Here is a 14,851-nt window from a genome sequence, read left to right on the forward strand (position 1 = left end):
CGTTCCCTGCCGCACGCTGCCTGTTCATCGGCAAAGGTGATGATGGCCGTCATCGCGAAGGGGGAAACGGCGGGGCGATAATCCGCCGTCAGCATCGAGGTCATGACGATTTTTTGTTGCGGGATAACCTCAAGAAAACAGCCGGGGTTATCGCTACGTTCACCGTCAGGCCCGTGCATCACGGTGTGAAAGGCCCCGCCGGCGCGAAAATCAAAGGCCAGAACCTCGGTTTGCCAGGGCTTCGGGCACCACCAGGTTCGGAGTAATGCCGCGTCGGCCCACGCGCGCCACAGGGCTGGGGCGGGCGCGCTGAGCAGGCGGCTGATAACAAGATCGCGAGAATCGGTTGCGCTCCGGGACATGCTGCGACTCCTCAGGAAAAGGGGAGCCAGCCCGCGGCGCGGACCGGCTATCAGGCTTCGTAGTAATTATAGATGCCGGCGGCCATCACCAGCTGTGAGGCGACCTCATACGCTTTCTCGCGCCCCACCAGCAGATCGATCATTTTCAGGGCGAAATCAATCGATGTCCCCGGACCCTGGCTGGTTAACAGATTCACCCGCGGATCCCAGACCACTCTTTTATCCTGCCACTGCTCGGCGGGGATATGTTCCTTCAGCGCCGGAAAACCGGTCATGTTGCCGATCGGGAACAGATTATGGGGTACCAGCACGGACGCCGGGGCGGCGCAGATGGCGGCCACAATGCGCCCAGAGAGATGAAACTGGCGGACGGTTTCCACTAGTAGCGTGCTGTCGCGGAAGCACTCTGCGCCCTTGATACCGCCCGGGAGGACGATGATATCGAAATCACCATCGGCCACCTCGACCAGCGGCGCATCCGCCAGCAGTTTGACGCCGCGCGAACAGACGATGGTCAGGCCGCCGTCGCTGGCGACGCTGGCGGTGGTCACCTTTACTCCGCCGCGGACCAGCAGGTCGATAGTGGTGACCGCTTCGGTCTCTTCGCTACCAGGGGCGAGGCAAATCAGTGCCGACGCGCTCATATTCATTCTCCTTACGCTTGATTAATTCAAATAAGCGGGCGTTTTCCGGTACGGCGACGCCGTGGGCGCGGGCGCGGTTGAGCAGAAAACCGGTGATGTAGTCGATCTCTGTATGCCGCTGGGCGCGAACGTCCTGCAGCATGGAAGAGATATTTTCTGCCGTACTTTCAATTACCTGTTTGACATAAAATAGCAGGTTTTCCGCCGAGGTATGAATACCTTCGCGCTCCATCACCGCCGCCACCTCGCGACAAATGGCCGCAACTTCCTGCGTATAGTCGCGCAGATCGCCGTTTTTACACCCTTTGAGCGCGGTCAGAGGGTTAATCACGCAGTTAACCGCCAGCTTGCGCCAGATGGCCGAGTGGATATTGTTATGCCAGGCGACATCCGGCAGCACGCTCTGCAGAACTTCTGCGAGATAGCTGTAGTCCCCCTCGTAGCTTTTTGCCGGTCCGATATGCGTGGTGCCCTGGGCAACGTGGATGATGACATTCCCATCGCGCCGCGCCGCCTGGGTCGTGGAGGCCAGCAGCAACGGCTGTTTCACGCCGCGCAGCTCCTCGACGGTGCCCATGCCATTATGTACCAGCACAATTGGCGTGGTGTCCGGCAGGATCCCGGCCAGGTGCTTTACCGCATTCGACACCTGCCAGGCCTTTAAGGTGACGATCAGCAGCTCGCTGCTGGCGAGAAAATCGGGGTCGTTGGCCGTCAGCGATTCGTTGAACACTGAGCCATCGGTTTCAATGACGTTGACGCTACAGAATGGCTGCGGTACGCGCAGCCAGCCCTGGACTTCATATCCCTGTTTGTACAACGCGGTCAGCCATAGTTGTCCCAGCGCACCGCATCCCAGTACGGTTACTTTCATTGTTCCTCCTCATCTGCCGCTATCCCAGGCGCTGATGGCTAAAGTCTATCTCGTCGCTTTTCGCATCGTCGGACATCACGGGGAAAATAGCGCGAGCGTTGCGTAATCAGCTAAGCTTCCGGGATAACAAGTTGAGTTATGCCGCGTTGCAGGTATTATGCAACGCAAAAGAAACGGAAGGAGAGGAAAAGATGCCATCTTTCGATATTGTCTCTGAAGTTGATCTTCAGGAAGCCCGTAACGCGGTGGACAACGCGAGCCGCGAAGTCGAGTCGCGTTTTGATTTTCGTGGCGTTGAAGCCACTTTTGAATTAAACGACGCCAACAAGACCATTAAAGTGCTGAGCGAGTCTGACTTCCAGGTGAACCAGCTGCTGGATATCCTGCGCGCCAAGCTGCTCAAGCGCGGCATTGAAGGCACCTCCCTCGACGTACCGGAAGATATCGTGCACAGCGGTAAAACCTGGTTTGTTGAAGCGAAGCTGAAGCAGGGCATTGAAAGCGCGGTGCAGAAGAAGATCGTTAAACTGATCAAAGACAGCAAGCTGAAAGTGCAGGCCCAGATTCAGGGTGAAGAGATCCGCGTGACCGGTAAGTCCCGCGACGATCTGCAGTCGGTGATGGCGCTGGTGCGCGGTGGCGATCTGGGACAGCCGTTCCAGTTCAAAAACTTCCGCGACTAAGGCGGCGGGCAGACAGCAAAAAGCGGGGAATTCCCCGCTTTTTTTATACTCCTTTGATGAGCTGCTCTATCTCGAAGCGGTTGGTGACCTTGCTGTCGATTTTGATATACACCGAACGCTCCTCGGGTACCACCAGCGCCTGATGAACCCCGCTGGCGCTCAGCAGACGCGCCTGCAGCGCGCTGTCGACCACCACGCCGTCCGGCACCTCCACCCGCAGGCTGCTGACGTACGGCGGCTCGCTCATGGTGCTGGCCACCAGCAGCCACAGCATCGCCAGCAGGGCGCCCAGCAGAAACACGGTTTGCGAATCAAAGAAACCATCGACCCAGCCGCCAAGCGCGCCGCCAATCGCCACGCCGAGAAACTGGCTGGTGGAGTAGACGCCCATCGCGGTGCCTTTGTAGCCCGCCGGAGACTCCTTGCTAATTAGCGACGGCAGCAGCGCTTCCAGCAGGTTAAACGCCAGGAAGAAGAGCTGAACGCCCGCCACCAGCTCCCAGAAGTAGCCTCCGGCGCCCCAGAGGACAATTTCCGCAATCAGCAGGATGGCGACGCAGAGCAGGAAGACGCGCTTCATCTTGCGCTTCACTTCGGCGTAGATGATAAACGGCACCACCGAGATGAATGAGATAACCATGGTGACCAGGTAAATCTTCCAGTGCTCGGCGGCCGGGAAGCCGGCGGCCTCCAGTTGTCCGGGCAGGGCGACAAAAGTGGACATCAGCATAATGTGCAGGCACATGATGCCAAAGTTAAGCTTCAGCAGGCGCGGCTCCGCCAGCACCTTGCTAAAGCAGCCCTTCACCATCCCGGATTCGCGGTTAAGGACATGGTTATGGCTGTTGGGCACCACCCACAGGGTGAGCAGGATGCCGACGGGCGCCAGGATGGCGATCATCCAGAACAGCGCGTGCAGACCCAGCTGGTGGGTGACAATCGGCCCCAGCACCATGGCGATGGCGAAGGTGACGCCGAAGCTGACGCCGATAAAGGCCATCGCTTTGGTGCGGTTCTGTTCGCGGGTGAGATCGGACAGCAGGGCCATAACCGCGGCGGCGATGGCGCCGGAGCCCTGCAGGGCGCGGCCAAGAATGATGCCCCAGATGGAGTCGGTGAGCGCGGCGATGACGCTGCCGAGCACGAAGATAAGCAGGCCGCCGACGATCAATGGCTTACGGCCAATACGGTCAGATAACAGTCCGAAGGGGATCTGGAACACCGCCTGCGCCAGGCCGTAGATACCGATCGCCAGGCCAATCAGCGCTTCACTTGCACCCTGCAACGCCATGCCATACGTGGTCAGAACCGGCAGGACCATAAACATGCCAAGCATGCGCAGGGAGAATACTGTCCCCAAACCCCAGGTCGCGCGCAGTTCCCCTGGCGTCATTTTGTTATCGTTCATTACCACCTCAATATAAAAACTGCGCCTAGTGTAGCGGCGGGGGGTAAGAAGCGTAAATAAATGTTTGTTTAACAGATATTACGGGGCTGTTGCGCGATGCGACAAGTTGGTAAAAATCAATAAACCAGTGGAGGGGGACTCCACTGGCGAGGGGGAAAATTAAGGTAAAGTAAAGTCAACCCACTGGCTGCCAGCGTCAGCCGATTTGACGCACTGCTCTACCCAATAGACGCCGTGCAGCCCGGCTTCGACGTCCGGATACCAGAAGTCTTGCAGGAAGGCGCGATCGTCGCGATCCGTGGCGTCAATCGCCTGCGCATAGCGGCGATAGAGGTTGGCCCAGGCTTCGAACAGCCCTTCCGGATGGCCGCCGCCAATGCGGTCATCCGCCAGCGCGTTCGGCGACAGGTAGGGCATCCCACGTTCCAGAATGCGCGCCGGCTCGCCCTGCACCTCATAGCTGAGCTGGTTAGGATGCTCATCCCACCATTCGATGCTTGCTTTTTCGCCGACGATGCGCACTTTTTGCGAGTGCATGGCGCCGCTGTTGACCGCGCTGGTCCACATCGAGCCAACCGCGCCGTTGTCATATTCCATCAGGACAAAGGCGTTATCTTCCAGCGGCGCGCGGGAGGGAACAAAGCTCTGACGGGAGCACATCAGCCGTTTGATATTGAGCTGCGGCGCCATGGTCTCGGCGACAAACAGCGGATGGGTGGCCAGATCCCCAAGCACATAGCTGGGCCCGGCAAACTTCGGCGTTACTCGCCAGCGGGTGGATTCTGCCTGCAGCTCGACGGCCTGGTTATGGAAGCCGTGGGCGAATTGCATGTTAACGATGCGGATCTCGCCGAGCAGTCCATCGGCAATCATCTGCCGCGCCTGCTGGATCATCTGATAGCCGGCATAGCCGTAGGTGACGCCGACGATTTTGTTCTGTTTTTTGCTCAGATCCACCAGCTCGCGCGCCTCTTCGGCGGTAAAGCAGAGGGGCTTTTCGCAGATAACGTGGAGTCCCGCCTCCAGCGCCGCTTTGGTGATGGCGAAATGGGTATTGTTCGGGGTGGTGACCGAGACGACCTCGATCCCGTCAGGGCGCTGCGCCTCTTCGCGAAACAGGGTCTGGTAGTCGGCGTAGCAGCGCTCCGGCGCGATGCCCAGTTGCTCACCGAACGCGCGCCCGCGCTCGGCATCGACGTCAAGCGCGCCGGCCAGCAGGGTATAAACATTGTCACGCAGCGCCGCACAGCGGTGGCTGTAGCCGATCTGACTGGTTCCCCCGCCGCCGACCATGCCCCAGCGCAGGGAACGGGATAAGGGTTTCAGGCCGTTTAACATGGTGCTCTCCTTTTTGAAATCATTTGCACTCTGAGGCGCTCAATGCCGACGCCTGCGGCAACGCGCATCCGGATAGACTGACTTCAACTTAAGGAAATGTTTGTTCTGTTTCAATTGTGTTGTGGAATTTATTTTCCATATATGCGAGGGGGATCGAATTAGCGATAGTTTCTTTTGCGCTTGGTTGAAAAGGTGAGGGCAGGATATCGCCTGCCGGAGTCGTCCAGATTGTCGCGGGCGTTTTTTCGTTTCAACAAAATATGAAATAAATTTTCTTTATTAGCTGCTGAAGGCGGTGCAATCCGCCGATTGCACCGGGGACCAGATGCCGCTATGACGCTCCGCGCACAGACGCGGGGGAAGTTGAAGCGACGGGAGGATGACCGGCCGCAAAGATGCCCTTCGCCGCCAGGCCTGCGACGGTGAGGGCTGCCGGGATGCCGAGGATCAAAAAGACGCTTTCAAAGGGCAGGTTGAGCGCCATCATCTCGGCGCCGGCAAAGGCGCTGAGAATGGCGCCGATGCGCCCGACGCCGTGCATCCAGCTGGATCCCGTCGCCCGCGCCTGTGTAGGGTAGTAGCGGGCGGAGAGGGCGTTCATGCCGGTATTGGCGCCGTTCAGGCAGGCGCCGCTGATAAACGCCAGCATACAGAGCAAGGCAAAGCTGCCCGCGGCGTAGCCCATCGCCATGGTGAACAGGCCGCCAACGGCGTAGATTATCCCCAGCGCGCGATGGGGGTTGATCCTGTCCATCAGCCAGCCGGCAAACAACGAGCCGAGGGTGCCGCCCGCCTGGTAGATCGCCGTCATGATGGCCGCCTGGCTAACGGTCATTCCTACCGCTTTAACCAGCGTTGGCAGCCAGCTGCCGAGGATATAGACCAGGAACAGCCCCATAAAGTAGACCAGCCATAGCATCAGCGAGCCGAAACCGTACTGGCGGGAGAGGACAATGCGCATCGCGTTGCCGGCCGCTGGCTGCGCCGGTAGGATAAACCTCACATTGTCGCTGATTTGTCCGGGATAGAGACGGTTAAGAATGGCGCGTATGCGCGCCGCGGGCGCTTGTTTGATCACCAGAAAACGAACCGATTCCGGCAGCAGCCAGATGAGCAGGGGGGCAAACAGCAGCGGCAGAATACCGCCGAGCGCCATCAGCGAGTGCCAGCCAAACTGGGGGATCAGCCACGATGCCGAAAATCCTCCCGCCGCCGCGCCGAAGGTGAAGCCGCAAAAGATGACGGTGATAATAAATGAACGCTGGCGTTCCGGGGCGTATTCCGACACCAGCGTCCCGATATTCGGCATCGCGGCGCCCAGCCCGAGGCCAGTCATAAAGCGAAAGAACATCATCTGTTCTACGTTGTGCGAGAAGGCGGTGGCGATGGTCCAGAAACCGAAGAAGAAAACGCTGTTGATGATGATTTTCTTACGTCCCAGCCAGTCGGCGAGCGGGCCGGAGAAAATCGCCCCCAGCGCGAGGCCGATCAGCGCGGCGCTGATCACCAGACCCAGCTGGTGGTTGCTTACCCCCCATTCCAGCTTTAGCGTCGGGGCGATAAAGCCCATGATCGCGATATCAAAACCATCGAGAGCGATGACGCAAAAGCCGAGAAATATAATCAGCTTCTGAAATCGGCTCAGCGGGTTACGATTTATTAACTCTCTGACATCCAGGCGTTGAGTCTGTGTCATAGCGTATTCCTTATGCGCAGGCGCGCAGGTAGGGCTGCGCGGCATCGAACAGTAACTGCGCCCGCTGAAGAGGCGGCAGGGCGCCTTGCTCGCCGTCAAGCGGCACTTCGAGAGAGACCGGCAGCGTCGCCGGCAGGGCCGACATCAGACCATGCAGATCCAGACCGCCTTCCCCCGGCACGTTGCGCGCCGAGCGGGCCTGGCGGATAAGTTCCTGCTCGCTCTCCGGCCTCTGCGCCGCGCCATCGCAGAGTTGCATATAGTTGAGATGATGCGCGGGCAGGCTGGAGAGGGCGGCGAGCGATTCTCCCGCGCGCCAGAAATGGAGAGCGTCCACCAGAATGCCGATGTCTTCCCGCCCGCTGGCGGCGATTAGTGCTTGCGCTGCGGCGATGTTGCGCAACTGAGTCCAGGGCATCGGCTCAAGATTCATGGTCAGCCCAAATGGACGAGCGGCCGCGGCGAGGATGGCGAGGTTGTCAGCGCTGCGCTGAAGGTTGTCATCATTGCCGGCGACTAACACCTGTCCGGCGCCAAGACGCGCGGCGGTCTCCATAAAACGCTGCAGCCGATCGTCGAGGGTAAACCCGGGGGTCAGGCGGACGATCTCCACGTCCGACACGCGGATGCCAGTTTCCATCAACGCGGCGAGCGTCGCCCGGACGGCCGGGGTATCGCCCAGCATGTCGTAGTCCGGGTCGGTCGGTGTGGCGGGGAGCAGTCGCAGCCCAACGTGGGTAAAACCGGTTCTGGCCGCAATCCGCACCTGTTCGGGGGGAGGGACATCGAGCAGGGTCAGCGCGGCGAGCGATAGGGTACGCTTGTTCATAAAGGGCTCCGGTACAGTTGCAGGTGAAGAGAGTTAGGGTGCATCCATTCGTGGAAATCAAGTTATGTTATTGTTTATATTTGTTTTTTTTGCCATGTTTTTACCCACCAGATAGCCGAAGGTCATGCCGGGCCCGAGGGTGATCCCTCCGCTGGGGTAATAGCCGCGCATCACGCTCGACATGTCGTTGCCGATGGCGTACAGACCCGGTATCGGCTGCTGCTGTTCATCCAGCACCCGGGCGTGTTCGTCGGTTTGCAATCCGCTGAAGGTGCCCAGCGAGCCGGGCAGAATGCGCACCGCGTAGAACGGCCCTTCGCGCAGCGGTCCGAGCGTCACCTGATGGTCACCCTGGGCGCGGTTATAGGCTGATGCCCCGCGGTGAAAATCGACGTCTTCGCCAGCGCTGGCGAAGTGGTTAAAGCGTTCAACGGTTTCCGCCAGCGCATTGGCGTCGATAGCGCACTGCTTCGCCAGCTCCGCCAGAGTGTTTCCTCGCTGCAGATAGCCGGTACGCAGCCAGGCGGTGGGAGTGAACGGGAACGGTCTGGCGTGGCCCAGGCCGTAGCGACGCAGCGCGCGACGATCGGCCAGCAGCCAGGCCTGCGGCGTGTCGCCCGCGGGTGTGGCCGCCAGCAGGGCGGCGATAAAGTCATGATAAGAGTCGGCCTCGTTAACAAAACGTTTGCCGTTGGGCAGGACGGCGATCACCCCGGGTTTGGCGCGCTCCACCAGATGAGGAAACATTAGCTTCTGGCCGCTGGCCAGAGTGACGCGGGACACCGGCGCCCAGGCCAGCGGGTGGCGCAGGGAAGTGTCGAACTGGCCGCCGACGGATTCGCCAAGCCTGATCCCCTCGCCCTGATTGTCCGGCGGTGCGGCGGAGAAATGGCCGTAACCCTCCGCAGCGTGAGGCACCACCTGCGCCAGCCGCTGGCGATCGTGGGGAAAACCGCCGCAGGCCAGCACCACGGCGCCAGCTTCGACGTGAATCTCCCCGCCGTCGCTGCGCAGCACCGCGCCGGACACGCCCCGCGGACCCTGCAGCAGCCGGACCACCGGGGCATTGAGCTGAAAACGCACGCCGGCGTCGAGGGCGGATCGCAGCAGACGGGCGACCAGCGCATTGCCATTGACCAGATGCTGCCCCCGTCCGGCGCGTAGCCGCTGCCAGCCGTGGCGCAGCAGGCGGCGGGCGGCATACAGCGCGGAGCGCGGCGAGCGGGTGGCATTGAAAAAATGCGCCATATCCGCGCCGCCGGCGATGCCCATCCCGCCCAGACTAATGGTTTCCAGCGGCGGACGCAGGCGATGGAGCCAGTCGCCGAGCAGGCGGCCATCGTAGGGTTGCGCGGTGACCGACCGCCCACCGTTCGCCGCACCCGGCGACGGGTGAAAGTCCGGCATGGCGCTGCCCGAGAGAAACTGTACCGCCGTCCGCTGATGGAAAAACTCCACCATCTCCGGCCCGTAACGCAGGAAGGTTTGCAGACGAATATCGGCGGCTTCGCCCCCCATCTCATGCTGCAGATAGGTCAGCGGCGCGTCGGCTGCTTCGTCGATGCCCTCCGCCCGCGCCAGCGGGTTGCGGGGGATCCACAGCCAGCCGCCGGACCAGGCGCTGGTTCCGCCGAGCACTGACGCTTTCTCCGCCACCATGACGCTGGCGCCGTGCATCGCCGCAGTCACCGCGGCAGAGAGCCCCGCGGCGCCGGAGCCGACCACCAGCACATCCACCTTCACAGGCCCGCTCATGTTGGACTCCTTACTGCAGAGGTGAAAAAGCGGTGGGGCGCATCAGCACCGACTCGAGGCGTTCCACGGCGGCCAGTTCGCGATTTTTACGCGAGAAGGTCTGCCAGCGTTCGTCCTGGGCCATCCGCGCGCGGCGCACCAGACGATCGTCCAGGCTTTCATAAGCCCAGATGTGCACTACCTGATTGACCACGCCGATCTCGGTAAAAAAGAAGCCGATTAGCTGGCCGAGATGGTCGGTTTGCACCGCCAGGGCATCGCTTTGGTACAGCGCCAGCCAGTCGGCCATTTTCAGCGGATTGATGGTGTACGTGCGTTTTTCGTAGATCATGATGTTTTCCTGATTAGTGGGTGGAGTGTTGTGCCAGATGGCAGGCGGCGAGATAGCCAAACGTCAGCCCCGGGCCGAGGGTGATGCCGGGGCCCGGATAGGTGCCGGCCATCAGCGAATCCATGTCGTTTCCCACCGCGTACAGCCCCGGGATGGGGTTTCCTTGGGTATTGACGACCTGGGCATCGGCGGTGGTGACCAGGCCCCGTGAGGTCCCCAGATCGCCGGTATAAAGTTTGATGGCATAGAACGGCGCGCTGAGCAGGGGGGCATTACAGGCGTCAGGCTGATGGCCCGGATCGCCCATCGCCCGATTATAGCTGTTGCCGCCTTTAGCAAATTCCCGATCCACGCCCTGCGCGGCGTCGCGGTTGTAGCGGGCTACCGTCTCGCTCAGGGTTTGGGCATCCAGACCAAGCTGTTGCGCCAGCGCGGCCAGGGTATCGGCTTTGTGCAGATAGCCAGCGGCGACCAGGGCGTCATTATTGACCGGCGCCGGGCGCGCCAGTCCGAGGCCATAACGCTTCATCGCCTGGGCGTCGCAGAGTAAAAAACAGGGGGCATTTTCCGCTGCATCCTGCATTGCGCTGGCGAAATGGTGATAGGAGCTGGACTCGTTGACGAAGCGTACCGCCCGCTGATTGACGGCAATCACGCCCGGTTTTGCGCGATCGGTTACCAGATGGGGGAAGCGCTCCTCGCTGCCGTCGGCCCGGGTCAGCACCGATACCGGCGCCCAGAAAAAGTTGGAGGCCCGATCGGCTCCCTCGCGAGCGTTAAGCGCCGCCGCGAGATGCAGCGCGGCGCCATCGTTGGCCGGCGGCGACATGGTGAAGTGTTCGCGGGTATGTGGCCGATAGCGCGCCGCCAGCGCGCCCGCGGCGAAGCCGCCTGCGGCCAGCACCACCCCGCGCCGGGCGTGCAGCGTCTCTTTTTGCCCCTGATACTCAATCTCCACCCCGCGGACCGCGCCTTGCGCTTCGCACAGCGTCAGAACATTGACATTCAGCCTCAGGCTCATGCCTTTACGCAGCGCCGTTGTCGCCATGCGGGCAATCAGCGCATTGCCCATCGCCAGGCGGGTGCCGCGAGGGTACTTCACCCGGTCGCGGGCATAGCGCAGCAGCAGCCGGGTGCAATGGGCCAGGGAGCGCAGCGAGCGGCGCATGTCGAGAAAATGTTGAATATCGACGCGGTTGACCATCATCCCGCCAAACAGCAACATCCCCGGCGGCGGTGAACGCAGGTCGCGAAACGCGTCCCCCAGTTCACGGCCGTCATACTCCACCACCTCCAGCGCACGACCGACGTCGACTGCGCCGGGTTCATCCGGATAGTAATCGGGCGAGAGCGGACGCAGGCTGTACTTTACTGCCCCCTCACGCTCGAGAAAGGCCAGCGCCTCCCGCCCGGCGCTGACAAACGCTTCGGCGAGATCTTCACGGTACTGGCCCTCGCCGATAATGGTTCGCAGGTAGGTTTTCATCGCCTCGGCGCTACCGCTTTTGCCCTCGGCGCGCGCCTGGTCGGTATCGTGCAGCCACACGGCGCCGCCGGAGATGGCCGAGGTGCCGCCGAACTGGCCGGCTTTCTCCAGCATCAGCACCGACAGCCCTTTACAGCAGGCGGTGACCGCGGCGGCAAAACCGGCCGCGCCGCTGCCGATGACGATCACATCCCAGCTTTTCATGCCGCCGCTCCCTGCGCCTGCGGGATGGCGCCGATAAACTGGCCCATCAGCCTCATCTGCGCCAGCGCCATTTCCGGCCCGGTCTGTACTTTGCAACCACGGGCGGCGGCGAAAGTGAGCAACGGCGTCATCACCGGGGCGGTGACAACGTCGGCCACATGAGTGGCGCTGTCGAGCGTATCCAGCAGCGCCTGCGGTAGAGGCAGCTCATCAAATCCGGCCATGCCGGCCGGTGAGCCATTAACCAGTAGATCGAGGCCGTAAAGGGTGTCTGGCAGCGCGCTCAGTTGCACCGCCGGAAAGGCCTCAGCCAGAAGGTCATGCAGGCGCTGCCGGGTGGCCGGGGTTTGATCGTGCAGGGCCAGCCGACGGATCCCCGCCTCGCACAGTCCCCAGGCGATGGCGCTGCCGACGCCGCCGCAACCGGAGAGCAGCGCCTGCTTACCTGCCGGCTGAAAACCCTGCGCCTCGGCGGCGAGCTGAAAGCCGACGCCGTCCAGCATATCGCCCTGCAGGCGGCCATCCGCCAGCTTGCGGATCACATTGACGGCGTTGAGTCGGCGGGCGCGCGGCGTGAGGTCGTCGACCAGCGCGGCGGCGCGCTGCTTATGCGGCACCGTCACCAGCACGCCGGTCATGTTCTGCCAGCCGCGCAGAGCGTTAAGGTAGGCGGCCACCGCGTCCGGGGCGATATCCACCGGGATCATGACGCTGTCCATGTGCTGTTCGGCAAAGTAGCGGTTGAAGTTATCCGGTGATTTCACCTGGGCGATCGGATGACCAATCACGGCGACAACCTGGGTAGTTCCACTGACCATTTCAAACCTCATTTGTTAAATGAATGTTGTGAAAGTATTTCAGTGGAAGCTGGGAGCGACAACGCAGAATTCGGACATGTCGGTTGTTAATCGCACGAACGCTGCGATAATCGCAGGAAATTGATAATGATGTTGCAAAAATGTGAGCGAATATGCAAAACACCATTCATCCACGCGATCTGATCGTCGGTTTACAAAAAGGGCTGGCGCTAATTCAGCTTTTTTCCAAAACCTGCCCAAAGCTCACCGTCGCCCAGACGGCGAAAATGAGCGGCCTGACGCAAAGCGCCGCGCGACGTTTTCTGCTGACGCTCCTGCATGAGCGCTATCTGCAAACCGACGGGCGCTATTACTGGCTTACCCCAAAGACGCTGCGGCTTGGCCAGGCCTATGTCGATTCGGCGCAGTTTCCTCGCATGGTACGGCCGATTGTCGAATACATTGCCAGCCGGACCGAAGAGCACGCCTCGGTGGGGGTGGTGGATGAAGATGAACTGGTCTATATCGCCCGCAGTCGGCATACGCCGTTCAACTCTACGTCGGTGCGGCTTGGGGAGAGGGTGCCCATTTTCTGTACCGCCGGGGGGCGATTGTGGCTGGCTTCGCTGCCGGAAGCAGAGTGTGAGACCGTCCTGCAGCGCATAACCCGGGAACAACGTACCCCCTATACGGTGACCGATATCGCGTCGCTGATGGAGAAAATCGCCCAGGTACGGCGCCAGGGATACGCCACTATTGAGCAGGAGTTTGAGATTGGCATGCTGGTGCTGGCGGTGCCGTTAACCGACAGGGAAGGGACCTGGTGGGGGGCGCTGAGTCTGACCAGTCATCAATCGCGCACTTCGCTGGAAGCGTTATGCCGCGATCACCTCGATCTGCCCTACAGCGCGCAGGCGATGCTGGTGGGTTAAACAGGGCAGCCAGTGGCGCTGCCCTAAGATAGACGTCGCTTAGGCCGACGCTTTGGTCAGAAAGGTGTTCCAGTCGCTGGCCGCGTTATTCACGAAAGTATTCCAGCTGTTGCCGGCGGTGTTAACAAAGCTTCCCCAGTTTTCCTTTCCGGCGGTCACAAAGGTTTCCCAGTTTGACTGTCCGGTCAGGAAGGAACCAAACGCCATCGCGCTGTCGCCGACGAAGGAGGCAAATGCGGTGCCGGAGGTCAGAACAAAAGAGGTGAAGCCGACGCCAGAGTTGGCGACAAAGCTGGCGAAGCCGCTGGCTGCGCCGAACAGATTAAAGCCACCGGAGATATACTCCATTTCGTTCAGTGTTAACTCTTTCATTGCAATTCCTTGTAGTGATTATTTCCCAAAGGGGCAAGAGCCCCGGCGAAAGGTAGCATCGCAGGACCGTGCGGCGCGAGTGATGCCCGATGCGTACTGGCTCAATTTTTCCTCATTTTTTGATATGAAAGATAGCGGGAAAGCGTCGGAAGAGGGGAGGGAAGTATGAAATGAGAAAGAAAGCGATGATGAAACAGGAAAGAAAAAGCCCCGTAAATACGGGGCTTTAGATCGTACGGGAGTGCGTAATTATCTCACGTAAGCCAGCAGACTATGTGAATCCGGCACCATAAAGTCAACGGACATCATCACGGACAGCGCGGTGATGGCGACGATAGAAAAGACGAACAGCTTACGCGCCCAGACTTTATCATCGGCCACTTTATAGCCACGCAGCGCCATGCCCAGCCACCAGACGCTGACCGCTGCCGCCACGACCAGGTATTTATACCCGGCGTAGCCGCCCAGCGAGAGCATCAGGGTTGCCACGGCAAAGGCGACGATGTACAGCGTAATATGGTTTTTGGCGACCGAAATGCCTTTCACCACCGGCAGCACCGGAATATTCGCCGCCTGATAATCCTTAAAGCGGAAAATCGCGATGGCGTAGGAGTGAGGCATCTGCCACAGGCTAAAGATAGCCAGTAGGATCGCCGCACCGCTGTCGAAATCACCGGTGACCGCGCAGTAGCCAATCACCGGCGGCGCAGCGCCGGAGAGTGAGCCAATCAGCGTGCCGTAGACGGAGTGGCGTTTCATGTACAGGCTGTAGACGCCGACATAAACCACGAACCCCATCACCCCCAGCCAGCAGGCCAGCGGGTTAGCGCCGAACCACAGCAGCATGAAGCCAGCAATACCCAGCAAGGTGGCGTACACCAGCGAAGCTTCTGGCGAGATCAGCCCTTTGACCAGCACCCGGTTTTTCGTCCGTTCCATCTTACGATCGATGTCCCGGTCGATGTAGTTGTTGAATACACAACCCGAGGCGACCACCAGGGATACTCCAAGGAGCGTCCAGACGAACAGCGGATAGTCGATGTGGCCTTTGGAGGCCAGCAGGAAACCGCCGATCACGGAGATCAGGTTGCCAAAAATAATGCCTGGTTTCGTTACTTGCAGGTATTGCTTAAACATACT

Annotated in this window: 15 protein-coding genes; 2 read left to right on the forward strand and 13 right to left on the reverse strand. The window is 60.6% G+C overall.

Features of this window, described 5'->3' with window-relative positions; translation table 11 throughout:
- From HMPREF9538_RS06040 to panE, 3 genes are all read right to left on the reverse strand, one after another.
- A partial coding sequence (locus tag HMPREF9538_RS06040; RefSeq protein ID WP_009485944.1) for an SRPBCC domain-containing protein occupies window positions 1-362 on the reverse strand: 362 nt, incomplete at its 3' end.
- Between the two features lie 50 nt (window positions 363-412).
- Window positions 413-1,006 carry a protein deglycase YajL gene (yajL, locus tag HMPREF9538_RS06035; protein WP_009485945.1) on the reverse strand — a complete coding sequence of 198 codons (594 nt, stop codon included), beginning with the start codon at window positions 1,004-1,006 and terminating at the stop codon, window positions 413-415.
- Window positions 969-1,880 carry a 2-dehydropantoate 2-reductase gene (panE, locus tag HMPREF9538_RS06030; RefSeq protein WP_009485946.1) on the reverse strand — a complete coding sequence of 304 codons (912 nt, stop codon included), beginning with the start codon at window positions 1,878-1,880 and terminating at the stop codon, window positions 969-971. The genes yajL and panE overlap by 38 nt, the downstream gene beginning before the upstream one ends.
- Before the next feature lie 191 nt (window positions 1,881-2,071).
- Between panE and HMPREF9538_RS06025 the strand changes: the two genes are divergently transcribed.
- Window positions 2,072-2,563, forward strand: coding sequence for a YajQ family cyclic di-GMP-binding protein (locus HMPREF9538_RS06025; RefSeq protein WP_002891465.1), 492 nt, complete (start codon window positions 2,072-2,074; stop codon window positions 2,561-2,563).
- Between the two features lie 43 nt (window positions 2,564-2,606).
- Here HMPREF9538_RS06025 and HMPREF9538_RS06020 read toward each other — a convergent pair whose 3' ends face one another.
- From HMPREF9538_RS06020 to HMPREF9538_RS05985, 8 genes are all read right to left on the reverse strand, one after another.
- Window positions 2,607-3,971 carry an MFS transporter gene (locus HMPREF9538_RS06020; protein WP_009485947.1) on the reverse strand — a complete coding sequence of 455 codons (1,365 nt, stop codon included), beginning with the start codon at window positions 3,969-3,971 and terminating at the stop codon, window positions 2,607-2,609.
- Window positions 3,972-4,130: 159 nt separating this feature from the next.
- Window positions 4,131-5,309, reverse strand: a complete 1,179-nt coding sequence (locus HMPREF9538_RS06015; RefSeq protein ID WP_004191717.1) for a Gfo/Idh/MocA family protein — start codon at window positions 5,307-5,309, stop codon at window positions 4,131-4,133.
- A gap of 331 nt (window positions 5,310-5,640) precedes the next feature.
- Window positions 5,641-7,005 carry an MFS transporter gene (locus HMPREF9538_RS06010; protein ID WP_002891473.1) on the reverse strand — a complete coding sequence of 455 codons (1,365 nt, stop codon included), beginning with the start codon at window positions 7,003-7,005 and terminating at the stop codon, window positions 5,641-5,643.
- Between the two features lie 10 nt (window positions 7,006-7,015).
- Entirely contained in the window at window positions 7,016-7,834 is an 819-nt protein-coding gene (locus HMPREF9538_RS06005) for a sugar phosphate isomerase/epimerase family protein (protein WP_009485948.1), read from the reverse strand.
- A 57-nt stretch (window positions 7,835-7,891) separates the two neighbouring features.
- A complete protein-coding gene (locus HMPREF9538_RS06000) occupies window positions 7,892-9,589 on the reverse strand; it encodes an FAD-dependent oxidoreductase (protein WP_009485949.1) in 1,698 nt (565 codons plus the stop codon).
- A 10-nt stretch (window positions 9,590-9,599) separates the two neighbouring features.
- A complete protein-coding gene (locus tag HMPREF9538_RS05995) occupies window positions 9,600-9,920 on the reverse strand; it encodes an NIPSNAP family protein (RefSeq protein WP_002891541.1) in 321 nt (106 codons plus the stop codon).
- Between the two features lie 13 nt (window positions 9,921-9,933).
- Window positions 9,934-11,610: an FAD-dependent oxidoreductase gene (locus HMPREF9538_RS05990; RefSeq protein ID WP_009485950.1), complete on the reverse strand. Its 1,677-nt coding sequence runs from the start codon at window positions 11,608-11,610 to the stop codon at window positions 9,934-9,936.
- On the reverse strand, window positions 11,607-12,428 hold the full coding sequence (locus HMPREF9538_RS05985) for a shikimate dehydrogenase family protein (protein ID WP_020316517.1): 822 nt from the start codon (window positions 12,426-12,428) through the stop codon (window positions 11,607-11,609). Before HMPREF9538_RS05985 ends, HMPREF9538_RS05990 begins: the two co-directional genes overlap by 4 nt.
- A gap of 152 nt (window positions 12,429-12,580) precedes the next feature.
- Here HMPREF9538_RS05985 and HMPREF9538_RS05980 point away from each other — a divergent pair, with 152 nt between their 5' ends.
- Window positions 12,581-13,339, forward strand: coding sequence for an IclR family transcriptional regulator domain-containing protein (locus HMPREF9538_RS05980; RefSeq protein WP_009485951.1), 759 nt, complete (start codon window positions 12,581-12,583; stop codon window positions 13,337-13,339).
- Between the two features lie 39 nt (window positions 13,340-13,378).
- Here HMPREF9538_RS05980 and HMPREF9538_RS05975 read toward each other — a convergent pair whose 3' ends face one another.
- Window positions 13,379-13,711, reverse strand: a complete 333-nt coding sequence (locus HMPREF9538_RS05975) for a hypothetical protein (protein ID WP_004178748.1) — start codon at window positions 13,709-13,711, stop codon at window positions 13,379-13,381.
- A 249-nt stretch (window positions 13,712-13,960) separates the two neighbouring features.
- On the reverse strand, window positions 13,961-14,848 hold the full coding sequence (gene cyoE, locus HMPREF9538_RS05970) for a heme o synthase (RefSeq protein ID WP_002891629.1): 888 nt from the start codon (window positions 14,846-14,848) through the stop codon (window positions 13,961-13,963).
- Window positions 14,849-14,851: the final 3 nt, after the last annotated feature.

This window comes from Klebsiella sp. MS 92-3, assembly GCF_000195655.1.
In the GTDB taxonomy this organism is placed as follows: domain Bacteria; phylum Pseudomonadota; class Gammaproteobacteria; order Enterobacterales; family Enterobacteriaceae; genus Klebsiella; species Klebsiella pneumoniae.